A 21,299-nucleotide genomic window follows, 5' to 3' on the forward strand; every position below is an offset into this window, starting at 1 on the left:
CGCACAGTAAGCGCATACCGACCGACCAGTTTGGTGAAAAGACTTCGCACCGACCGTACTCCCGAGTAACGTGCGTGGCTCGCCACCCCCCACCCCACCTCCCTGCGGTCCGCCGCCACGGACCCGAGCCGCGCAAGGAGCACGGGATGTCCCACGACCCGTCCCGCCCCCACCCGACGTACCCCTGGCAGCCGCCACCCCCACCACCCCCCGCACCCCCGCGCCACCGACCCGACCACCCCACCCCGCTCGGGCACCACAGCGACCTGCGGACCCTGCGCAGCGCCTACCGCCGCCAGCGCCGCGTGGCCACGCTCACCGCGCTCGGCTACTTCGTCGTGTTCCTGGCCCTGTCCGGCTTCGCGCCGTCCCTGATGACGGCCACCGTCACCACCGGAGTGCCCGCCGGCCTCCTCCTCGGGCTGATCCAGCTCCCCGTCACCTGGCTGGCGATCGGCGTCTACGAGCACACCGCCCGGCGCCGGGTCGACCCGCTCGCCGACCGCATCCGCAAGCAGTCCGAGATCGACGTACGGCGGGGAGCCACCCGGTGAGCAATGCACGCACCCCTCTCGCGGCCTCCGTCACGGAGTTCAGCGGCGACGCGCAGACCATGTCACTGGCCGCCTTCACCGCGGTCGCCACCGTCACCCTGCTGCTGTGCGTGATGACCGGCCCCGACCGCGACGACCTCGACGAGTTCTACACCGGCTACCGTTCCCTGTCCCCGCTGCGCAACGGCCTCGCCATCGCCGGCGACTACATCTCCGCCGCCACCGTCCTCGGCACCGGCGGAGTCATCGCCCTGTGCGGCTACGACGGTGTCGTCCTCGCCCTCAGCACGGCCCTGTCGCTGATGCTGCTGATGTTCCTGCTGGCCGAACCCCTGCGCAACGCGGGCCGGTTCACCATGGGCGACGCGCTGGCCAGAAGGATGCCCGGCCGCGCCGTACGGATCACCGCCTGCGCCGTCACCCTCGCCGCGCTGCTGCCGATGATGCTGGTGCAGCTCGCCGGCACCGGACAGCTCCTCGCGTTCATCCTGGGCTTCTCCGGAGACTCCGTGAAGACCGGCTGCGTCGTCGTCATGGGCGCGCTGATGATCAGCTACGCGGCGATCGGCGGCATGAAGGGCACCGCCCTCATCCAGATCCTGAAGATCGTCACCCTGCTCGGCTCCGGCGCCGCCGTCGCCCTCGTCGTCCTCGCTCGCTTCGACTGGAACCCGGGCACCCTGTTCGACGCGGCCGCGAAGGGCAGCGGGGTCGGCGACGCGTTCCTGCGCTCCGGCCTGGAGTTCGCCGGCAGCCCCTACCCCCGCATCGACATGATCACGGCCCAGCTGTCGGTGGTCCTGGGCGGTGCCTGCCTGCCGCACATCACCATGCGCATGTACACCGCGTCCAGCGCCCGCCAGGTGCGCCGCTCGCTGTCCTGGGCGGTGTCCGGCGTGGCCGTGTTCGTCCTGGTCATGACCGTCGTCGGATTCGGCGCCACGGCCCTGATCGGCCGCGCGGCGATCGCCGCCGCGGACCCGCAGGGCAACACCGCCTATCTGCTGGGCTCACGGGCCGCGTTCGGCACGGACGTGTCCACCGCGGAGACCCTGCTGTTCACGGCGGTCACCACGGCGATCTTCCTCACCGTCCTGGCCTCCGTCGCCGGCATGATCCTCGCCTGCGCCAACTCCCTCGCCCACGACGTCTTCGCGGCACGCGCGCGTACCGCGACCCCGCAGCGCGAGATGCTGATCGCCCGGCTGTCCGCGCTGGCCGTCGGCGTACCGACCATCCTGCTCGCCACCCAGGTGCAGCACCGCAGCCTGCAACCCCTGGTCACGCTCTCCTTCTGCCTGGGCGCCTCCGCCCTCGCCCCCGCCCTCGTCTACAGCCTCTTCTGGCGCCGCTACACCCGCACCGGCCTGCTGTGCACGCTCATCGGCGGCACCCTCGCCGTCCTGCTCCTGATGCCGGGCACGAACCTGGTCTCCGGCTCACCCGCCGCCGCGTTCCCCGAGGCCGACTTCAACTGGTTCCCCTTCACCACCACCGGCATCGTCACCGTCCCGCTCGGCTTCGCCTTCGGCTGGCTGGGCACCCTGGCCTCCGGCCGGCAAGGCGCCGAGGAGCAGCGCCGCCGGTACGAGGCCGTGGAGGGCTGGATCCTGGCGGGAGCGGCGGGGCGCAAGGGCGACTGACGCCCCGGCGGACGGCACGGCACGTGGGCCCGTCCTGCGCCCCGCCGCGTGATGCGGCGCGCAGGACGGGCCCCCGGTCCCTCGGACCGGGGCCGGCGAGGGTCCCGGCCCGATCACTCCGCAGGGCGGCCCGTGAGCGCCCTCAGGCTCTCCTGGACCTGCTCCATGTGCGCCCGCACCTCGTCCGAGAGCTCATGGTGCTTGCGCACCACCCGTTCCGTCTCCTGGGCGATGCGGTCCTCCTTCAGCCGGGCCTCGGCGAGGATCTGCGTGGCACGCGCGCGTGCCTCCTCCTGACGCCGGCCGATCGACTCCTGGGCCTCGGTGAACTCCCGCTGCGCCGCGGCCAGGGCCTCCTCGGCACGGGCCACCGCCCGCTCGTTGTTCGCCTCCATGGCGGCGATCCGCTCGGCTAGCTCACGGTCCGCCTCGGCCCACTTCTCGGCGTGCTCGTGCTTCGGTTCCACCAGCAGGCCCGCGGTGCGCTGCCGTACGTCACGCAGCGCGTCGAGCTCCGCACCGCGGAACTCCTTCACCTTGCGCCGCGCGGTGACCCGGATGCCCTGCGCCTCGGCGCGCGCGGCGAGCAGCCGTTTGTGGGCGTCCTCCTTGGCCTGCGTGCGGATCGCCTCCGCCTGCTCCTGCGCCGTGCGGCCCAGCGTCTCGGCGTGCTCCTCGGCCTGCGCGACCTCCTCCGCCGCCTCCCGCCGGGCGCGCTCGACCATCCCGGCCGCCTCTTCCTGTACGAGATCCCACACGCGCCGGGCGCGCTCCCCGAGGGTGTCGTACGTCTGCGGCTTGATCTCCGTGCAGGCCTCGCGCAGCCGCTTGGCCTCCACCACCATCTCCTTGGCGAGCACCGTGAGCCGGGTGACCCGCTCCCAGGCCGCGTCGCGTTCGGCGGAGAGCGCGGCGGTGAACATGTCGACTTCTTTGGGCCGGTAGCCGCGCCCGAGAACGGTCACGAACCCAGGCGATGACACCCGTGCGCTGCTCATGCTGTAGCCCCTTCCACCAGACGGACGCGAAATGATGATTTCCCGCATATCTTGATGTATCGGACTTAAGTGTTCATAACGCGACACTCCGGGCGCATGGTGCGGTCCTTCCCGCACGGAAAAGGGCCGGGCCGGTCATATGACCGGCCCGGCCCCCGACACACCCGGCGTCAGCGGGACGCCCGCCTCACAGCAGCCCGTCCCACATCTGCTCCAGCAGCACCGACCACCAGCTCTCCGGCGAACCCAGCGCCGCCGGGTCCAGCGAGGCCAACTGGGCCTGGAAGTCCACCGTCCAGCGACCCGCCTGCTCCTGGTTCAGCCCGAACCGCAGCCGCCACATCCGGCCCAGCAGGGCGAGGCACCGCTGGAACTCGGGCAGCCCGGTGTTCACGAACTGCGGCGGCACGACCCCACCGCCCGGCCCCGCCTCCACCGGCACCGCGACGATGTTCGCGGTCCCGTACTGCACACAGATCGCCCTGCCGAAATCACTGCCCATGACGAGGTACGACCCCGCGTCCGGCGCCGGCCGCACACCGCGCTCCGCCGCCAGCTCCGCCAGCGTCGGCACCGGCCGCCCCGGCTGGGCCTGCGCCCAGAAGAACGGCCCCATGTCCATCGGCAGACCCGCCACCACCAGGGTGTGCGCCACCACCGGCGGCACCCCCTGCCGGGACACCGCGGCCTGCTCGAACCGGAACAGCCCCGGCCCGAACGCCCCGCCCAGCTCCTGCGCGATCGCCTCCGGCGGGACCGGCGGGACCGGCTGCACCGGCGGCAACGGCGCCCGCACCGGCGCGGGCCGCGCGGGACCGTCGGCCACCTGGTGCAACTCGCCCTGGTGCGCCAGCAACTGCCGCATGCCCTGCTGCCGGCTCGCGTGGTCCGTGCCGTACGGCGCGATGCTCGCCAGCCGCGCCTGCGGCCACTGCTCCCGGATCATCCGCGCGCAGTACGCACCCGGCAGCTCGCAGGACTCCAGCTCGGTGTGCAGCTCCAGCACCTGGTCCGGGGGCACGTTCATGGCCCGCAGCTCGTGGAAGATCTGCCACTCCGGGTGCGGGGTGCCCGGCGCCGAACGCCGGATCACCTGCTGCTCCGACCCGTCCTGCGCGCGGTAGCGCAGCACGGCCTGGTAGCCCGGACCGACCGTCGGCTGCCCGGGCGGCTGCTGCGGATACCCGTACGCCGGCGGCTGCCCCGCTCCGGGCACACCCGCGGGCATGCCCTGAGGGACACCCGGAGGCATCCCAGGGGCGCCCGGAGCCATACCCGGAGCGCCCGGCGCACCCGGGGCGGGCGGCGGGGGCGCACCGGGGGCGCCGACCGGGGGTCCGGCCAGCACGGTCCGCGCCTGATGCGGGGCACCGGGCGCACCGGGTGCCCCCGGAACCCCGGGCGCCTGAGGTACGCCGGGAGCACCCGCCGGAGCCTGCGGCACCCCAGGGGCGCCCGGAGGCTGCGGCGCGCCCCCGACCCCACCCGGGCCACCGGTCCCACCAGGCCCGCCCGGCCCACCAGGCCCACCCGGACCCATCCGCCCGGGGTCGGCCAGCATGGTCGCGGCATGGTGAACACCACCGGGAGGAGCACCACCCGGCGTGTTCGGCCCGGCGGGCGCGTTCGGCGCACCGGGACCGGCCGGCCCCTCCGGCTCCAGGGCCGACACCAACTGCGTGGGCACATAGCCACCCGCCGCACCGCCACCGGGCGCACCCGGACCGGGCGGCGGAGGCGGCGGCGTACCGCCCGGCCGCGCACCCGGAGCCCCCGGCGCACCCGGCGGAGGCGGCGGCGTGGCCCCACCGCGCGCACGGCGCGGAGGCGGAGCCGCCTTGCTGGTCGCGGCATCGGCGATCTCACCGGCGTTCGGCGCGAGCGGCCGCCCCGGCGCACCCCCGCCCGCGGCTCCGGCCCCGTACGACGGCACACCCGACTGCGGCTGGGGAGGCGGGGGCGTGGCCCCCTGCCCGGCACCGGCACCCCCCGGCCCCTGCGGGTACCCGTACGACGACCCACCGGGCCCCTGTGGGGGAGCGGGCGGCGCGGGCGTGGCCGGCCCCTGCGGGTACCCGTACGACGACCCGCCCGGCCCGGGCGGCGGGGGCGGAGCCGGTGTGCCGCCCTGCGTATCCGCGGCACCCGGCGCGCCCGGGGCGTCCATCGCCGGGGCGACCGCCGTCGGCGGGAGCCGGCTGCCACCCTTCATCAGGGCCGTCTTGGCGTCCGGCAGCCCGGCGGGCGGCGGCGCGGGCTCGTCGGAGCCGCTCAGCGGCGGCGCGAAGACCGTCGCGGGCAGCGGCACCGAACGGTCGTCGCCGGCGTCGGCGTTGGTGTCCGTCCCCGTCCAGGGCGTGGCCCCGGCGGGCGGCGGCGCGACAGGACCCCCCGGCGCACCGGACGCGGGCCCCGTCGGCACCCCGGGCTGCGTCCGCGGCAGCCCGCTCCCCGGCACCCCGGCCTGCGTCCGCGGCAGCCCGCTCCCCGGCACCCCGGCCTGCGTCCGCGGCAGCGAGGGATCCGGCGCCGCGGCACCGGCCGCAGCACCCGCGGACACACCGGCACCCGTACCGGCACCGGCAGCCCCGCCGCCGGACTCCCCCCGCTCCCCGATGCCCAGCTTGTCCGCCGCCTCCTGCAACCACTCCGGCGGCGACAACAAGAACGACGTCTGATTCAGATCCACCCGCGCCGCAGGCGCCGGCACCGCGTCCCGGGGCTCGTCCGGACGGCCGTACTCCTCCTCGTAACGGCGGATCACCTCACCCACCGGCAGCGCCGGCCACAACGTGGCCTCCCCGCTGTCCCGGGCGATCACCAGCCGCTGCGCACCCCCGTCCGACCGAGGACCCTCCGCGCGGTCCTCCGCCCACACCACGAACCCGAGCCCGAACTCCCGCACCCGCACCTCACGATGCTGGTACGCCGGAACGTCCCCGTTGATCCACTCCTCGGCGCGCTCCTGCGCCTGCGCGAACGTCACCATCGCCTGAGCTCACTCCCCCGCGCCGACGGACGCCACGGGCACCGCACGCGCGAACCCGCCGTCCACCATCAGATTCGCCACCGTCTCCAACTCCGGCGGATTACCGGCCAGCCGCGACAGGAACACGTCGAAGTCCTCACCGCACGGCAGCAGCAGCCGCCGCGTACGCTCCGCCGGCGGCAACGCGGGATCCACGTCCCGGACGTCGTCGTACGCGCAGAACCACACCGAACCGACCCGCTCGCCCTTCACCTTCACGGCCAGCAGCCCGCCCTGTACGAACCCGACGCCCAGGTAGTCCTTCGTCAGGTGGTCCCGCAGACACTTGTTGACGTACACGAGATCGTTGACCGCCGCCTCGTCCCGCACCGTGAAGAACGGCTGGTCCACCAGCAGCCCCACCTCGGCGTCCAGCGCCGCGCCCACCGGCGCGCACCCGCCCGCCGCCTTCAGGAACGACCGGTACGCCCCCGGCAGCCGGTACCCGAGGTCCTCCTCGACCCCCTGCACCTGCGCCTCGGTCACCGCCACACCCGACTTCGGCAGCCCCACATGCGCCGGACGCGTCTCCTGCAACGGCCGCGTCCCCCGCTTCGACTGATCCACCGGAGCCGTCGCCAGCCCACCGTGATGCCTCAGCAGCGCCTTCACCTCGACCGGAACCAGCTCCAGCCGCCGCGAACCCACCACGTGATGCCACGTCCAGCCGTGCGGCGTCGCCACATTCGGCACCGTGTCCCACAACGCGTGCCCCGAAGCCGCGAGCACCGCGTTCGCCGACACGTAGTCCGTCAGCCGCAACTCGTCGACCCCGAAACCCTCCGGGGGCTCCGCGATCTCCGCCGCCGCACGCGCGTACGGCGAAAAGTCCGGATAGCCGTGCTCGTCCACCCGCACCCCTCTCGGGTGCCGTGCCGCCCGCACCGGATCCGGGAAGTGCACGACCTGCCCGGCATAGGCCGCGTTCGGCGGCGCGGCCTGTTGCCCGAGCCGACTCGTCGTCATGGCGGTTGCCCCCTGCGGCACTCTGGTACGGCCCGCAGCGACCGGTTCCGCTTCCGGACCCGGACCACCACGCCCCGTATCGACTGTCTCCAACGGTTCTCCAACACGCGCCCACCGCGCGCATCACGGTGCCGACAGCCTATGCGGTACGACGACACGGGTCACCGGCGCTCCGTTCGACGCCCCCCGCATCCGTGACCAGCCGTCACCCCGCCCTCACGGACCGCCCAAACCCGGGCGTGTCGCACCGCCCCAGCTTCCGCACCCGCCACGCCATTTGGCACCCTGTGACGTCCGAGGGCATGCTCGGGAGGGGATGACGATCATGAACGCAACGCAAACGGGGCAGCACAACGGGCCGCAAACGCCCGCATCCGGCGACCCCCGCATCGGCTGGTCCAGCGCCGAGACCCCCCACACCCCCACACTCCGTCACCGCCGCGACGGCATACTCCCCACCATCGCCGCCGCCCTCTCCGTACGCGGCGCCACCCTCACCAGCACCGCGGCCCGGGGCGACCAGCCCCCGGCCCTGCACCACCTCGTCCAGGACTTCCTCGATACCCTCGGCAGCGCCCAACGCGACCGCTTCACCGGACGCTGCGCCGAAGCACTCCTCATCTCCCGCCACATCACCGCCGCCGACGCCGCCCGCAGCAGACGCGCCGCCCGCAAACCCATGACCAACGGCGAAGCCCGCAAAGCACTGAAACAAGCCAAACTCACCGCCCGCCGCATCCGCGAGGACGGCGACCCCCTCCACGGCAGCTTCGCCGCACCCTGCCGCGCCTGCACCGCCCTCAGCGCCCACTTCGGCGTCCGCATCGTCGACCCGGAAGCGAACGACTGACCCACCCCGGCACAGCACCACACCCGCAGCACGCAGAACGCAGCACGCAGAACGCAGCACGACGAACGAAGGCCGATGCACCCGGACCCGCGCACCTCCTCCCCCTCTCCCTCGGCTCCGCTCGGGCCGGGGGGACCCCCATCCCGCTTCCCCGTCCCCGTCGACGCCACCCTGCGCGCCGCCGGCTGGCAACCCGGACGCTGGGACATCAAACAGGCCGAGATCTGGGCCGACACCCTCCGCGACCACACCAGCCCCGCCGGCCACCGCCACGCCGTCTTCCCCGCCGCCGTCGAAGCCTGGGCCGAATTCGGCGGCCTCACCCTCACCCCCGGCGGACCCGGCCGCCAGGTCGCCCCCGCCCCCCTCCACCTCGACCCCCTCCACGGCCTCCACATGGCCCGCACCCTCGCCGACCTCGGCCGCGCCCTCGACACCGACGTCAGCCCCCTCGGCACCGAGACCGACACCCACTCCCTCCTCGCCATCGACGCCGAAGGCCGCGTCTACGCCCTCGACCACACCGGCGACTGGTACCTCGGCCCCGACATCGACCAGGCCCTCGCCGCCCTCGTCTCCGGCATCGAACCCGTACGCCTCACAGCAGGCTGACCCTCACGGGGAGGGAATCACCGCCGACACCCGGAAACCCCCCGCCTCCGTCGGCCCCGACACGAACACCCCGCCCAGCGCCACCACCCGCTCCTTCATCCCCACCAGACCGTTCCCCCCCGACGGCAACCCCGCCGAACCCGCCGAACCCACCTCCGGCGGCGGCTCGTTCTCCACCTGCATCGCGATCTCGGCCACCCGATGCGCCAACCGCACATGCGTCTTCGCCCCCGCCGCATGCTTGTGCACGTTCGTCAACGCCTCCTGCACCACCCGGTACGCCGTCTGCTCGATCTCCCCCGCATACGTCCGCACCTCCCCCTCCACCGACAGATCCACCACCATCCCCGCGGCCGCCGACTGCCCCACCAACTCCTCCAGCTCCTCCAGACACGGCCCCTCACCGTGCTGCTCCACCACCGCCCGCGACGCCGCCGCCGCGGCCGCCACCCCCACCGCCGCCAACGGCACCGAAGCCGCCGCCCGCTCCCGCGCCCCACCACTGCGCAGCACCCCGAGCATCTCCCGCAACTCGGTCAACGCCTGCCGCCCCATGTCCCCGACCAGAGCGGCGTTCCGTACGGCCTTCTCCGGATCCTTGCGGGCCACGGCCTGCAACGCGGCGGCATGGACGACCATCAGACTCACCCGGTGAGCGACCACGTCGTGCATCTCCCGCGCGATCCGCGTCCGCTCCTCGCCCCGCGCCCACTCGGCCCGCTCCTCGGCCCGCTCGGCGAGCAGCTGCAACTCCCGCTCCAGACTGTCGGCCCGCTCCCGCAGGCTCTCCATCAGCCGGCGCCGCTGACCGACATAGAGACCCAGCAGGACGGGCGGCGCGGTCAGCCCCAGCGACATCACGAGCGCCGCGAACGGTATGAACCAGTCCCCGATGGTCAGCCGCCCCGAATCCATGCTCTGCCGCACCCGTACGAACGTCACGATCAACGTCCCCATCAGCTGCATCCCGGCGAGCGAGGCGATGATCCGGCGGGGCAGCTCGGACGCGGCGAGCGTGTACAGCCCGACCAGGCCCATCAGGAAGCCCATCTGGGCCGGCGTGATCGCGATGGCCACCAGCACCACGGCGATCGGCCACTGCCGCCGCACCACCAGCACCGACCCGGCGAGCCACCCGAAGACGACCCCCGCCGCCACCGGGATCCCCGCGTCCCGCGCGAACGCCACGCCCTCCGCCGCGCACTCCACGGCGGACACGGCGGCCAGACTCCAGTCGAACGCGGCGCTACGCCACCTGGGCCACCACAGTGGCCCCCTCCGTTCCGCCGCGGTCTCTTCCCCCGTCGAGGTCATGCCTCCAGCCTACGGGCGCGACCCCTTGCGTTTCTGTCGACTTTCTACGACCGAAACCCGGCACTTTCCCTCGAACAGGCGAACTGCACCTGTTCGACACCGGAACCCTTCATTCCGCCCAGACGGTATGCGTATGGCACATTCCCCTGGCAAGTACGCGCACTTCGAGCTGGGCTGCTCGAAGAGCTCGATCTCGCTGTGGATGCGGGATCTGCCCTCACCGGAGCGACCGAGGCCCGACACAGGTGCAGCACGACAGGGCGCACAGCGTGCGACCGAGAAGCGCGCCATCGCGCACGCAGAGCTCGGCGCGAAAGCCAAGCCTGGCTCCAACCGGCGGGTCATCTTCGTGAACAGCGACGCCAACATGATCACGCTCTTCCCGGCCTGGCTCGACATCCACGAATCCGCAGACGTACCGGCGGCCGAGGCCTCCTGGGCAAACCGGGTAGGGATCAAGGTCGGCGGCCTCCTGAAGACGAGCCTCAAGAAGCACAACCCCAAGACCAACCGCACCAACGTCGGCGAGGACTACCACGGGTGCCTACGGGTGGCCGTACTCCAGAGCGCTGACCTACACCGTCGCATCGAGGGCTGGTGGTACGGCATAGTAGGAGACGCCACTCGACGGCCTGACTGAATGTCCGGTTTGGGCGAGCTTGTTCCCCTGTGGTGTAATTGGCAGCACTGTGGCTTTTGGTGCCATATGTCCGGGTTCGAGTCCTGGCGGGGGAGCTTTACCAGGTGTGGGCCCTGACAGCACTGTCAGGGCCCGCTCTCATGTCCGCCAGGAAACGCCCCGGTATCCTTCGGATGTCCCCACCTCACTCCACAGCCGAAGGGCACATCCGTGAGCGCCATTCGCCCGGCAGCCGTCGTCGTTCTCGCAGCGGGTGAGGGCACCCGTATGAAGTCGGCCACACCCAAGGTCCTGCACGAGCTCTGCGGCCGCAGTCTCGTCGGGCATGTGCTGGCCGCCGCCCGTGAGCTGGACCCCGAGAACCTGGTCGTCGTGGTCGGGCACGCGCGCGAGAAGGTCACCGCGCACCTCGCCGAGGTCGACGCCGCCGTACGGACCGCCGTGCAGGAGCAGCAGAACGGCACCGGTCACGCCGTGCGGATCGCGCTGGAGGAGCTGGGCAGCCGGGTGGACGGGACCGTGGTCGTCGTCTGCGGCGACACGCCTCTCCTCACCGGCGCGACCCTCTCCGCGCTCGCCGCGACCCACCACGGCGACGGCAACGCGGTCACCGTGCTGACCGCCGAGGTGCCGGACGCCACCGGGTACGGGCGGATCGTCCGGGACGAGGTCACCGGTGCGGTGACGGCCATCGTGGAGCACAAGGACGCCTCCGACGCCCAGCGGGCGATCCGTGAGATCAACTCCGGGGTGTTCGCGTTCGACGGGGCGCTGCTGGCCGACGCGCTGAAGAAGGTGCGGACGGACAACAGCCAGGGTGAGGAGTACCTCACGGACGTGCTCGGGATTCTGCGGGAGGCCGGGCACCGGGTGGGGGCGTCCGTGGCCGCCGATCACCGGGAGATCGCCGGGATCAACAACCGGGTGCAGCTGAGCGAGGCGCGTCGGATTCTCAACGACCGGCTGCTGACCGCCGCGATGCTGTCCGGTGTGACGGTGATCGATCCGGCGACCACGTGGGTCGATGTGACGGTCACGTTCGAGCAGGACGCCGTCGTCCACCCGGGCACCCAGCTGCTCGGCGCCACGCACCTCGGTGAGGGCGCGCAGGTGGGTCCGAACAGCCGGCTCACGGACACGGTCGTCGGCGCGGGGGCCCGTGTCGACAACGCGGTCTCCTACTCCTCGCACATCGGCGCGGGCGCGAGTGTCGGGCCGTACGCCTATCTGCGGCCGGGTACGCGGCTGGGCGCGAAGGGCAAGATCGGGACGTATGTCGAGACGAAGAACGCCTCGATCGGGGAAGGGACGAAGATCCCGCACCTGTCCTACGTCGGTGACGCGACGATCGGTGAGTACTCGAACATCGGTGCCGCGAGTGTGTTCGTGAACTACGACGGGCAGGACAAGCATCACACCACCGTCGGCTCGCACTGTCGTACGGGCTCGGACAACATGTTTGTGGCTCCTGTCACGGTCGGGGACGGTGCGTACACCGCCGCCGGGTCCGTGATCACGAAGGATGTGCCGCCCGGTTCGCTGGCCGTGGCCCGTGGTCAGCAGCGGAATATCGAGGGTTGGGTGGCTCGTAAGCGTCCGGGGAGTGCCGCCGCGCAGGCGGCCGAGGCCGCTGCGCGGCAGGGCGAGCGCGAAGACTGACCGGAAACGGGTGCGTCAAACACGGCGTACCGTGATAAGTGCGAATCCGCACCCCCCTGAGAGACCTCTGAGGAGACAGTGCTGTGACCGGGATCAAGACGACCGGCGAGAAGAAGTTGATGTTCTTCTCCGGCCGCGCCCACCCCGAGCTTGCCGAGGAGGTCGCCCACGAGCTGGGTGTCGGGGTCGTCCCGACGAAGGCCTTCGACTTCGCCAATGGTGAGATCTATGTCCGCTACCAGGAGTCGGCGCGTGGTGCGGACTGCTTTCTGATCCAGAGCCACACGGCTCCGATCAACAAGTGGATCATGGAGCAGTTGATCATGATCGACGCGCTGAAGCGTGCTTCGGCGCGTTCGATCACGGTGATCGTGCCGTTCTACGGCTATGCGCGGCAGGACAAGAAGCACCGTGGCCGTGAGCCGATCTCGGCGCGGCTGATCGCGGACCTGATGAAGACGGCGGGTGCGGACCGGATCCTGACGGTGGATCTGCACACGGACCAGATCCAGGGCTTCTTCGACGGTCCGGTGGACCACCTGTTCGCGCTTCCGCTGCTGGCGGACTACGTGGGCAGCAAGGTGGACAAGTCGAAGCTGACCGTGGTCTCGCCGGACGCCGGCCGGGTGCGGGTGGCCGACCGCTGGTGCGACCGGCTGGGCGCGCCGCTGGCGATCGTGCACAAGCGGCGCGACAAGGACGTGGCGAACCAGGTGACGGTCCACGAGGTCGTGGGCGAGGTCAAGGGCCGGGTCTGTGTGCTGGTCGACGACATGATCGACACGGGTGGCACGATCTGCGCCGCGGCGGACGCGCTGTTCGCGCACGGTGCGGAGGACGTCATCGTGACGGCGACGCACGGTGTGCTGTCGGGTCCGGCGGCGGACCGTCTGAAGAACTCGAAGGTCAGCGAGTTCGTGTTCACCAACACGCTGCCGACGCCGGGTGAGCTGGAGCTGGACAAGATCACGGTCCTGTCCATCGCGCACACCATCGCGAGTGCGGTGCGTGAGGTGTTCGAGGACGGGTCGGTGACGAGCCTGTTCGACGAGCAGTGAGCCTGTTCGTCCCTCTTCGCCCTTCAGGATGATCGATTTTTCTGCGGCCTCCTTCGCCGAGTAGACTTCCCCAGTTGCTCGGCGAGGGAGGCCGCGTCCTTGGACGCGACGCTCCGTTATCGACGCGCTCTTCGTAGCAGGCCGTTCGTGGCCGGGTGACCACGTCCGTTCCTGTTTTCCACGAGGAGTGATCATGTCCGAGGTCAAGATCTCCGCCGAGACCCGCACCGAGTTCGGCAAGGGTGCCGCCCGTCGTATCCGTCGTGACAGCAAGGTCCCCGGTGTCCTGTACGGCCACGGCTCGGACCCGCTGCACCTGACCCTCCCGGGTCACGACCTGCTGCTCGCGCTGCGTACGCCGAACGTCCTGATCTCCCTGGACATCGACGGCAAGACCAACGAGCTGGCCATCCCGAAGGCCGTGCAGCGTGACGCGATCAAGGGCTTCCTGGAGCACGTCGACCTGCAGCTGGTCAAGCGGGGCGAGAAGGTCACGGTCGAGATCCCGGTGCAGACCGAGGGCGAGCTGGCCGCCGGCGGCAACCTGCTGGAGCACGTCCTGAACGCGCTGCCGGTCGAGACCGAGGCCACCCACATCCCCGAGGGCGTCACGGTGTCCGTCGAGGGCCTGGAGGCCGGTGCCTCCGTCCTCGCCAAGGACATCACGCTGCCGAAGGGCACCACGCTGGCCGTGGACGGCGACACCGTCGTCCTTCAGGTGCTGGCCGCGCAGGCCGAGGAGGCCCCGGAGGGCGAGGCCGCCGAGGGCGAAGAGGTCGCCGAGGCCTGAGCCGCGTAGCTTTCGTAGCGGTACATCAGCTACAGCCGCTGTTTCCCTCTTCCGGGGGGAGCAGCGGCTGCTGTGCAAGGAGACTTGGACGTGACGACCCCCGCCAACGCCCCGTGGCTGATCGTCGGCCTCGGGAACCCCGGGCCGGAGTACGCCGGCAACCGCCACAACGTCGGTTTCATGGTGGCCGATCTGCTGGCCGAGCGGATCGGGGGGAGGTTCAAGCGGGCGGGCAAGGCGCAGGCCCAGGTCGTGGAGGGGCGGATCGGGCCGCCGGGGCCGGGGAGCCGGCGGGTGGTCCTGGCGAAGCCGATGTCGTTCATGAATCTGTCCGGCGGTCCGGTGAACGCGCTGCGGGACTTCTACAAGGTGCCGGTGGCGAACATCGTGGCCGTGCACGACGAGCTGGACATCGACTACGGCACGCTGCGGGTGAAGCTGGGCGGCGGGGACAACGGGCACAACGGTCTGAAGTCGATGACGAAGGCGATGGGTGCGGAGTACCACCGGGTGCGGTGCGGGATCGGGCGTCCGCCGGGGCGGATGCAGGTGGCGGACTTCGTGCTGAAGGACTTCTCCTCGGCGGAGCGCAAAGAGCTGGACTGGTTCGTGGACCGGGCCGCCGACGCGGTGGAGTGTCTGGTGTCCGAGGGGCTGGAGCGGGCGCAGAGTACGTACAACTCGTGATGTGTCGCCCAGGGAGGTTGACTGACCGCTGAGGCTTGGCCAATGATCCCGGCCATGCCTGCCACAGCAGCCTCGTCCCACCGCCGCAGGAGGGCGTCCCCGAAAGCCCGTGGGGCCTCCGCGGCCGCCCTGCGTCTGGGGCGGCTGGCGGCGATGGGGGTGGTCGCCGCGGTGATCCTGTTCGCGGGGGTGTGGGGTTCGTGGGGCACGGCGCAGCAGGTGATGCTGACGAAGGGGCGCGAGCGCGGCACGATCGCGGTGGAGCGGTGCGGCGAGGACACGTGCTGGGGGCCGTACACGCCGGTGTCGGCGGGGTCGACGGCGCGGTCGCGGGTGGTGATCGAGAAGTCGGTGGCGGTGCGCAGCGGCGGGACGTACGCGGTCGTGGTCAAGCCGGACGGTGACGAGGTGGTGCGGTCGGGTCCGGCCGGGGTGCTGTACGCGTGGGTACCGATGGGCGGCGCGCTGCTGCTCGCGTCGGTGGTGGTCGCGGGCGGGCTGGGGCGGGCGCGGTGGGGGTGGGTGCTGGCGGGGTCCGGGGCGGCGCTGCTGACGGCGGCGTTCCTGGCCGTGTGAACCGGAGGGTGCCCCTCGGAAGGGGCACCCGGTGGCCGCCGCGGGTCAGCCGGTGTTGCGCAGGCCCGCCGCCACGCCGTTGACCGTGAGGAGCAGGGCGCGGGAGAGCAGCGGGTCGGGTTCGGCGCCCGCCGCCGCGGCGTCGCGCTGCCGCTTGAGCAGGGTCACCTGGAGGTAGGAGATGGGGTCCAGGTAGGCGTCGCGGATGGTGAAGGTCTGCTTGAGGACGGGGGTGGCGTCCAGCAGTTCGCGCTCGCCGGTGATCTTGAGGACCTCGGTGACGGTGAGCTCGTGCTCGGCCCTGATGCGGTCGAAGACGTGCTTGAGGTCGTCGGGGACGAGGGTGTCCACGTAGTGCTGGGCGATCCGCAGGTCGGTCTTGGCGAGGGTCATCTCGACGTTGGAGACGAAGTTGCGGAAGAAGTGCCACTGGTCGCGCATCTCGTCGAGCACGGTGTCGAGGCCCGCCTCGCGCAGGGCCTTCAGGCCGGAGCCGACGCCGTACCAGCCGGGGACGATCTGCCGGGACTGGGTCCAGCCGAACACCCAGGGGATGGCGCGCAGTCCGTCGAGTCCGGCGCCGGAGTCGGGGCGGCGCGAGGGCCGGGAGCCGAGGTGGAGGTCGGCGAGCTGGTCGACGGGGGTGGAGGCGAAGAAGTACGCGGGCAGGTCGGGGTCCTCGACCAGCTCGCGGTACGCCGCGTGCGCCGCGTCGGAGACGACGTCCATGGCGGCGTCCCAGCGGGCGAGGGCCTCGACGGACTGGCGGGGTGAGGTGTGCAGGGCGGAGGCCTGGAGGGTGGCGGCGACCGTCAGTTCCAGGTTCTCCCTGGCCAGGGAGGGGATGAGGTACTTGTCGGAGATGACCTCGCCCTGTTCGGTGACCTTGATCTCGCCTTCGAGGGTGCCCCAGGGCTGGGCGAGGATCGCGTCGTGGGAGGGGCCGCCGCCGCGGCCGACGGTGCCGCCGCGGCCGTGGAAGAGGCGCAGGCGTACGCCGTAGCGGTGGGCGACGTCGCGCAGCCGGCGCTGGGCGCGGTGGATCTCCCACTGGGAGGTGGTGATGCCGCCGAACTTGGAGGAGTCGGAGTAGCCGAGCATGACCTCCTGGACGTCTCCGCGCAGGGCGACGAGGCGCCGGTAGGAGGGGTCGGAGAGCATCTCCTCGAGGATGGTGTCGGCGGCCTTGAGTTCGTCGGTGGTCTCCAGGAGGGGCACGATGCCGATCTTCGCCCAGCCGGCATGCAGGTCGATCAGGCCGGCCTCGCGGGCGAGGACGGCGGCGGCGAAGACGTCGTCGGCGCCCTGGCACATGGAGATGATGTACGACTCGATGACCTCGGGTCCGAAGACCTCCAGGGCCCGCTTGACGGTGAGGAAGACACCGAGGGTCTTCTCGCCGGCCGCGTCGACGGGCGCCGGGGTGGGGGCGAGCGGCCTCCTCGACCGCAGCTCCTTCGCGAGCAGCTTCGTACGGTATTCGCGGGGCATGTCCACGTACCGCCAGGACTCCTCGCCGAGGCGGTCGAAGAGCTGGCCGAGGGCGTGGTGGTGGGCGTCGGCGTGTTCGCGGACGTCCATGGTGGCGAGCTGGAGACCGAAGGCGGCCAGGGTGCGGATGGTGCGGTTCATCCGGCCGTCGGCGAAGAGGCCGCCGCGGTGCTCGCGCAGGGAGGTCTGGACGAGGGTGAGGTCCTGGAGGAGTTCGCCGGTGCCGAGGTAGTCGCGGCCGGGCTCGTGCGGGGTGCCCTTGGCGAGGCGCTGCTTGGTGTTCTCCAGCTTCTGCCGGACGCAGGTGGCCTTGAGGCGGTAGGGCTCCTCGGCGTTGAGGCGCTTGTAGCGGGGGCTGATCTCGGGCAGGCGTTCGAGGTCGGCCTTGAGGGACTCCAGCAGTTCTTCCGTCGCCCCGGTGTAGCGGATGGAGTTCGACAGGAAGCCGCGCAGTTCGTCGATCGTCTCCAGGGCGTCGTTGATGCCGTGTTCGTGCTGGAGGATGAGGACGTCCCAGGTGACCTGGGGGGTGACGTTGGGGTTGCCGTCGCGGTCGCCGCCGATCCAGGTGCCGAAGGTGAGGGGGCGGGTGTCCTCGGGAAGGTGGACGCCGACCCGCTCCAGCTCGGAGGTGAGGTCCTCCAGGACGTCACCCACGGCGCCCGCGTGCAGTTCGTCCAGGTAGTAGATCGCGTTGCGGGCCTCGTCGGCGGGCTCGGGGCGTACGACGCGCAGCTCGTCGGTCTGCCAGACGAGGTCGATGTTCTCGGCCAGGCGCGTGTCGTGGCGCCGGCGGTCGGCCTCGATGACGGGGGTCTCCAGAAGCGCGGCGATGCGCCGGAGCTTGTTCAGTACCGACCGGCGCGCGGCCTCGGTGGGGTGGGCGGTGAACACCGGGCGGACGTTGAGATGGCGGACGGACTCGCGGACGTGCTCGGGGTCGGCGTCCTTGAGGCGGTCGGCGGTGCGGGCGAGGAGACCGCCCTCGGCGGCGCGCCTGGCGCGCAGCTCACGGCCGCGGTGGACCTGCTCGGTGACGTTGGCGAGGTGGAAGTAGGTGGAGAAGGCGCGGACGAGCTTGGCCGCGGTCTCCAGTTCGGTGCCGCGCAGCAGCTCGGCGGCGGCCTCTCCGTCCTCGCGGGTGAGGCGGCGGACCTTCTCGACCAGGTCGAGCAGCTCGGGGCCCTCCTGCCGGACGAGGGCCTCTCCGAGGAGGTCACCCAGTCGGCGGATGTCGGCCCTCAGTTCGGTGCTGGTGGTCGCCGTGGACTCGGTCTGGTCGTCGGCACTGCTCACAGGTGCGGCTCCTTGCAGTGGTGAAGCTCGTCTGAGGCTCGTCTGGGCGGGGCCCGGGACCGTCCTGGCGGCGGGTGCCGCATACGGGCCGGACATCCGGGAAGAAAACAGAGCGGACCGCGCTGTCCGACCGTCTCCAAGGATAGGTGGCGGACGGGACGCGCAGATGGTCGGGCTCTTGCCGCCGAGCAGGGCACTGCCATACTTACGATGCCGTAGGTTACGGAACCGTAGGAAGCTGTACCCAGCACCCTGCGGAAGGCTGCCGTGACCCGGCGACCTGCCACAACACCCTCGAATCCCCCAGGGGACGCCCCATGACCACGCGCTCCGATGTGATCGACGACGCCCCGAAGGCGAACGACGGCGCTCCGCTTCCCTCCGCGACGCTCGGCGGCGAGCAGAAGCGTTCGCTGGAGCAGATCACCCTTCTCCTCTTCATCATCGTTCCGTTCCTGGCGCTGCTCGCGGCGGTGCCGCTGGCGTGGGGGTGGGGGGTCAGCTGGCTGGATCTGGGCCTGCTGGTCTTCATGTACTACCTCGGGTGCCACGGCATCACGATCGGTTTCCACCGGTACTTCACCCATGGTTCGTTCAAGGCGAAACGGCCTTTGAGGATCGCGCTGGCGGTCATGGGGTCGCTGGCCGTGGAGGGGCCGCTGGTCCGCTGGGTGGCGGATCACCGCAAGCACCACAAGTTCTCGGACGCGGAGGGCGACCCGCATTCGCCGTGGCGGTTCGGGGAGACGGTTCCGGCGCTGATGAAGGGCCTGTGGTGGGCGCACATCGGCTGGATGTTCGACGAGGAGCAGACCCCGCAGGACAAGTACGCGCCGGATATGATCAAGGACGGGGCGATCCGGGCGATCTCGCGGCAGTTCGTCTTCTGGACGGTGGTGTCCCTGGCGATCCCGCCGCTGGTGGGCGGGCTGGTGACGATGTCCTGGTGGGGCGCGTTCACGGCGTTCTTCTGGGGGTCGCTGGTGCGGGTGGCGCTGCTGCACCACGTCACCTGGTCGATCAACTCGATCTGCCACGCGGTGGGCAAGCGCCCCTTCAAGTCGCGGGACCGCTCGGGCAACGTGTGGTGGCTGGCCGCGCTGTCCTGCGGTGAGTCCTGGCACAACCTGCACCACGCGGATCCGACGTCGGCGCGGCACGGTGTGGAGCGGGGGCAGATCGACTCCTCGGCGCGGCTGATCCGCTGGTTCGAGATGTTCGGGTGGGCGTACGACGTGCGCTGGCCGTCACGCTCGCGTATCGATTCGCGTCGCAACACGGATGCGGACGGCTCCCGGCGCCGGAAGGCGGCCGCGAAGGCGGCATGATTGACGGCGTGGCGACCGACTCCAGCAGTACCCCCAGTCCCGGCGGCGAAGCGAAGCCGCGGCGCGCCCGGCGCACCCGGATGACGGGGGCCGAGCGTCGCCAGCAGTTGCTGGAGATCGGTCGCACCCTGTTCGCGGCGAAGGGCTTCGAGGCCACGTCGGTGGAGGAGATCGCGGCGAAGGCCGGGGTCTCCAAGCCGGTGGTGTACGAGCACTTCGGCGGCAAGGAGGGGCTGTACGCGGTCGTCGTGGACCGGGAGATGCGGCGGCTGCTGGACATGGTGACCGGTTCGCTCACCGCCGGTCACCCCCGTGAACTGCTCGAACAGGCGGCGTTCGCGCTGCTCGACTACATCGAGGAGCACACGGACGGGTTCCGGATCCTGGTCCGGGACTCCCCGATCCCGCAGTCGACGGGCTCCTTCGCCTCGCTGATCTCGGACATCGCCACCCAGGTGGAGGACATCCTGGGCCGTGAGTTCAAGAGCCGCGGTTTCGATCCCAAGCTGGCGCCGCTGTACGCGCAGGCGCTGGTGGGGATGGTGGCGCTGACCGGCCAGTGGTGGCTGGACGTGCGCCGGCCGAAGAAGGCCGAGGTCGCGGCCCATCTGGTCAACCTGGCCTGGCACGGGCTGGACGGGCTGGAGGCGAAGCCTCACCTGATAGGGCGCCGCAAGAGCTGAACAAACGTTCCTCATCGCCCTCACCGACCACGGACACGTGGCCGCCCTGCTGGTCTCGCCGCAGGTGATAGAGGATCTCGAAGACGCGCTGGCGGTGGCGGACCATCAGCGGCGCAAGGCGGAAGGCACTCATGAACGCGGCCGTCCGGTCCGGCGCCTGCGGGTGCGCGACTACCGCGCCCTGTACGTCATCGGCGACGAGGTGATCCACATCCTGGTCACCCACCCGGGCCGCACCTCCTAGGGCCCTCACGCCGCCTTGGTGGCCACGGCGAACAGCCGCCGGAACGGCAGGACGGTCCCGTACGGGGTGCGCGGGTAGGCCTCGCGGAGCAGGTCGCGGTACTCGGTAACGAAGGCGTCCCGGGCCTCGGGGTCGCCGGCCAGGGCGTCGAGGGCGGGGCGCAGTCCGGTGCCCTTGACCCAGTCGAGGACGGGGTCCTCGCCCGTGAGGACGTGGTGGTACGTCGTCGTCCAGACGTCGGTGGCGCAGCCGAGGCGGGCGAGGCGGTCGAGGTAGACGCCGGGGGCGTGGACGGAGTCCTCGGGGCGCAGGACGTGGGCGAGGCGGTCCTTCCAGCGGGGGGTGTCGCCGAGGGTGCGCATGAGGGCGTGCAGGGGGGCGTCGGTGTTGTGGGGGACCTGGAAGGCGAGGGTGCCGCCGGGGGCGAGGCCGTCGAGCCAGGCGGGGAGGGCGTCGAGGTGGCCGGCGACCCAGTGCAGGGCGGCGTTGGAGATCAGCAGGTCGTACGTCTCCTCGGGCGTCCAGGTGGTGAGGTCGGCGTGGGCGAAGTCGAGGTGCGGGCCGGCGTGCGCGGCGGCGTCGGCGAGCATCTGCGGGGAGTTGTCGTAGCCGGTGACGCGGGCGGTGGGCCAGTGGTCGGCGAGGACGGCGGTGACGTTGCCGGGGCCGCAGCCGAGGTCGGCGATGCGGGGCGGGTCGCCGGGGAGGTCGGGGACGCGGGCGAGGAGGTCGTGGAAGGGGCGGGCGCGGTGGCCGGCGTGACGGAGGTACTGGGCGGGGTTCCAGGAGGGGTTGGTCGTCATGCCCGTAACCTTCCCCCCGATTTTATCTTGATGTCAAGAGACTCGACATCAAGAGACTTCACGTCGACACAACCACTAC

General features: G+C 71.6%; 18 protein-coding genes, 1 tRNA gene and 1 pseudogene. 14 read left to right on the forward strand and 6 right to left on the reverse strand.

From position 1 onward, the window contains the following. Positions 1-146 precede the first annotated feature (146 nt). Positions 147-554 (forward strand): DUF485 domain-containing protein, encoded by a 408-nt coding sequence (locus AQJ64_RS30970; protein ID WP_059203192.1) that lies wholly within the window; start codon positions 147-149, stop codon positions 552-554. 59 nt (positions 555-613) lie between these two features. Next, the gene (locus AQJ64_RS30975; RefSeq protein ID WP_055637498.1) at positions 614-2,197 is read left to right on the forward strand and encodes a sodium/solute symporter; all 1,584 of its coding nucleotides are present in this window, start codon (positions 614-616) and stop codon (positions 2,195-2,197) included. A 113-nt stretch (positions 2,198-2,310) separates the two neighbouring features. On the opposite strand, the gene AQJ64_RS30980 is transcribed toward AQJ64_RS30975, so the two are convergent. From AQJ64_RS30980 to AQJ64_RS51820, 3 genes are all read right to left on the reverse strand, one after another. Next, the gene (locus tag AQJ64_RS30980) at positions 2,311-3,162 is read right to left on the reverse strand and encodes a cellulose-binding protein (protein ID WP_338060011.1); all 852 of its coding nucleotides are present in this window, start codon (positions 3,160-3,162) and stop codon (positions 2,311-2,313) included. Between the two features lie 220 nt (positions 3,163-3,382). After that, positions 3,383-6,184, reverse strand: coding sequence for an SUKH-4 family immunity protein (locus AQJ64_RS46670; protein WP_079062048.1), 2,802 nt, complete (start codon positions 6,182-6,184; stop codon positions 3,383-3,385). A gap of 9 nt (positions 6,185-6,193) precedes the next feature. Next, entirely contained in the window at positions 6,194-7,189 is a 996-nt protein-coding gene (locus tag AQJ64_RS51820; protein ID WP_079062049.1) for an SMI1/KNR4 family protein, read from the reverse strand. 316 nt (positions 7,190-7,505) lie between these two features. Here AQJ64_RS51820 and AQJ64_RS31000 point away from each other — a divergent pair, with 316 nt between their 5' ends. Continuing rightward, a complete protein-coding gene (locus AQJ64_RS31000) occupies positions 7,506-8,039 on the forward strand; it encodes a YwqJ-related putative deaminase (RefSeq protein ID WP_055638758.1) in 534 nt (177 codons plus the stop codon). 75 nt (positions 8,040-8,114) lie between these two features. Further along, a complete protein-coding gene (locus AQJ64_RS31005) occupies positions 8,115-8,651 on the forward strand; it encodes an SUKH-3 domain-containing protein (protein ID WP_059203193.1) in 537 nt (178 codons plus the stop codon). A gap of 3 nt (positions 8,652-8,654) precedes the next feature. Here the strand turns inward: AQJ64_RS31005 and AQJ64_RS31010 are convergent, their stop codons facing one another. Next, on the reverse strand, positions 8,655-9,965 hold the full coding sequence (locus tag AQJ64_RS31010) for a sensor histidine kinase (protein WP_059203194.1): 1,311 nt from the start codon (positions 9,963-9,965) through the stop codon (positions 8,655-8,657). Positions 9,966-10,098: 133 nt separating this feature from the next. On the opposite strand from AQJ64_RS31010, the gene AQJ64_RS31015 reads away from it, so the two are divergent. From AQJ64_RS31015 to AQJ64_RS31045, 7 genes are all read left to right on the forward strand, one after another. After that, complete coding sequence (locus AQJ64_RS31015) at positions 10,099-10,605, forward strand: hypothetical protein (protein WP_055635126.1); 507 nt, start codon at positions 10,099-10,101, stop codon at positions 10,603-10,605. 23 nt (positions 10,606-10,628) lie between these two features. After that, positions 10,629-10,700: transfer RNA gene (locus AQJ64_RS31020), tRNA-Gln, on the forward strand. 115 nt (positions 10,701-10,815) lie between these two features. Continuing rightward, entirely contained in the window at positions 10,816-12,264 is a 1,449-nt protein-coding gene (glmU, locus tag AQJ64_RS31025) for a bifunctional UDP-N-acetylglucosamine diphosphorylase/glucosamine-1-phosphate N-acetyltransferase GlmU (RefSeq protein ID WP_079062050.1), read from the forward strand. Between the two features lie 83 nt (positions 12,265-12,347). Beyond that, entirely contained in the window at positions 12,348-13,322 is a 975-nt protein-coding gene (locus AQJ64_RS31030; protein ID WP_055635124.1) for a ribose-phosphate diphosphokinase, read from the forward strand. A gap of 193 nt (positions 13,323-13,515) precedes the next feature. Beyond that, on the forward strand, positions 13,516-14,112 hold the full coding sequence (locus tag AQJ64_RS31035) for a 50S ribosomal protein L25/general stress protein Ctc (protein WP_055635123.1): 597 nt from the start codon (positions 13,516-13,518) through the stop codon (positions 14,110-14,112). 84 nt (positions 14,113-14,196) lie between these two features. Next, positions 14,197-14,799, forward strand: coding sequence for an aminoacyl-tRNA hydrolase (gene pth / locus AQJ64_RS31040; RefSeq protein ID WP_055635122.1), 603 nt, complete (start codon positions 14,197-14,199; stop codon positions 14,797-14,799). Positions 14,800-14,841: 42 nt separating this feature from the next. Next, positions 14,842-15,375, forward strand: a complete 534-nt coding sequence (locus AQJ64_RS31045) for a hypothetical protein (RefSeq protein ID WP_059203195.1) — start codon at positions 14,842-14,844, stop codon at positions 15,373-15,375. Positions 15,376-15,420: 45 nt separating this feature from the next. Here AQJ64_RS31045 and ppc read toward each other — a convergent pair whose 3' ends face one another. Continuing rightward, entirely contained in the window at positions 15,421-18,162 is a 2,742-nt protein-coding gene (gene ppc, locus AQJ64_RS31050; protein WP_059203196.1) for a phosphoenolpyruvate carboxylase, read from the reverse strand. A gap of 317 nt (positions 18,163-18,479) precedes the next feature. Between ppc and AQJ64_RS31055 the strand changes: the two genes are divergently transcribed. The 3 genes and pseudogenes from AQJ64_RS31055 to AQJ64_RS46675 all read left to right on the forward strand — a co-directional run. Continuing rightward, entirely contained in the window at positions 18,480-19,490 is a 1,011-nt protein-coding gene (locus AQJ64_RS31055) for an acyl-CoA desaturase (protein ID WP_055636674.1), read from the forward strand. Beyond that, positions 19,487-20,173 carry a TetR/AcrR family transcriptional regulator gene (locus tag AQJ64_RS31060; protein ID WP_055636673.1) on the forward strand — a complete coding sequence of 229 codons (687 nt, stop codon included), beginning with the start codon at positions 19,487-19,489 and terminating at the stop codon, positions 20,171-20,173. The genes AQJ64_RS31055 and AQJ64_RS31060 overlap by 4 nt, the downstream gene beginning before the upstream one ends. Positions 20,174-20,186: 13 nt before the next feature. Then, positions 20,187-20,417: pseudogene (locus AQJ64_RS46675) on the forward strand (type II toxin-antitoxin system RelE family toxin); the annotation flags it as partial. Positions 20,418-20,422: 5 nt separating this feature from the next. On the opposite strand, the gene AQJ64_RS31070 reads toward AQJ64_RS46675, so the two are convergent. Further along, the gene (locus AQJ64_RS31070) at positions 20,423-21,220 is read right to left on the reverse strand and encodes a trans-aconitate 2-methyltransferase (RefSeq protein WP_059203197.1); all 798 of its coding nucleotides are present in this window, start codon (positions 21,218-21,220) and stop codon (positions 20,423-20,425) included. Between the last annotated feature and the right edge of the window lie 79 nt (positions 21,221-21,299).

Origin of the sequence: Streptomyces griseoruber (assembly GCF_001514205.1) — a bacterium.
GTDB classification, from domain to species: Bacteria; Actinomycetota; Actinomycetes; order Streptomycetales; family Streptomycetaceae; genus Streptomyces; species Streptomyces griseoruber.

Bases quoted from the DNA above. Each gene is read 5' to 3' on its own strand.
- AQJ64_RS51820 (WP_079062049.1), bottom strand. From the start codon at position 7,189: ATGACGACGAGTCGGCTCGGGCAACAGGCCGCGCCGCCGAACGCGGCC.
- AQJ64_RS31000 (WP_055638758.1), top strand. From the start codon at position 7,506: ATGACGATCATGAACGCAACGCAAACGGGGCAGCACAACGGGCCGCAA.
- AQJ64_RS31070 (WP_059203197.1), bottom strand. From the start codon at position 21,220: ATGACGACCAACCCCTCCTGGAACCCCGCCCAGTACCTCCGTCACGCC.
- AQJ64_RS30975 (WP_055637498.1), top strand. From the start codon at position 614: ATGTCACTGGCCGCCTTCACCGCGGTCGCCACCGTCACCCTGCTGCTG.
- AQJ64_RS31015 (WP_055635126.1), top strand. From the start codon at position 10,099: ATGGCACATTCCCCTGGCAAGTACGCGCACTTCGAGCTGGGCTGCTCG.
- AQJ64_RS31010 (WP_059203194.1), bottom strand. From the start codon at position 9,965: ATGACCTCGACGGGGGAAGAGACCGCGGCGGAACGGAGGGGGCCACTG.
- AQJ64_RS31035 (WP_055635123.1), top strand. From the start codon at position 13,516: ATGTCCGAGGTCAAGATCTCCGCCGAGACCCGCACCGAGTTCGGCAAG.
- AQJ64_RS31045 (WP_059203195.1), top strand. From the start codon at position 14,842: ATGATCCCGGCCATGCCTGCCACAGCAGCCTCGTCCCACCGCCGCAGG.
- AQJ64_RS31005 (WP_059203193.1), top strand. From the start codon at position 8,115: ATGCACCCGGACCCGCGCACCTCCTCCCCCTCTCCCTCGGCTCCGCTC.
- AQJ64_RS31055 (WP_055636674.1), top strand. From the start codon at position 18,480: ATGACCACGCGCTCCGATGTGATCGACGACGCCCCGAAGGCGAACGAC.
- AQJ64_RS30970 (WP_059203192.1), top strand. From the start codon at position 147: ATGTCCCACGACCCGTCCCGCCCCCACCCGACGTACCCCTGGCAGCCG.
- AQJ64_RS46670 (WP_079062048.1), bottom strand. From the start codon at position 6,184: ATGGTGACGTTCGCGCAGGCGCAGGAGCGCGCCGAGGAGTGGATCAAC.
- AQJ64_RS31060 (WP_055636673.1), top strand. From the start codon at position 19,487: ATGATTGACGGCGTGGCGACCGACTCCAGCAGTACCCCCAGTCCCGGC.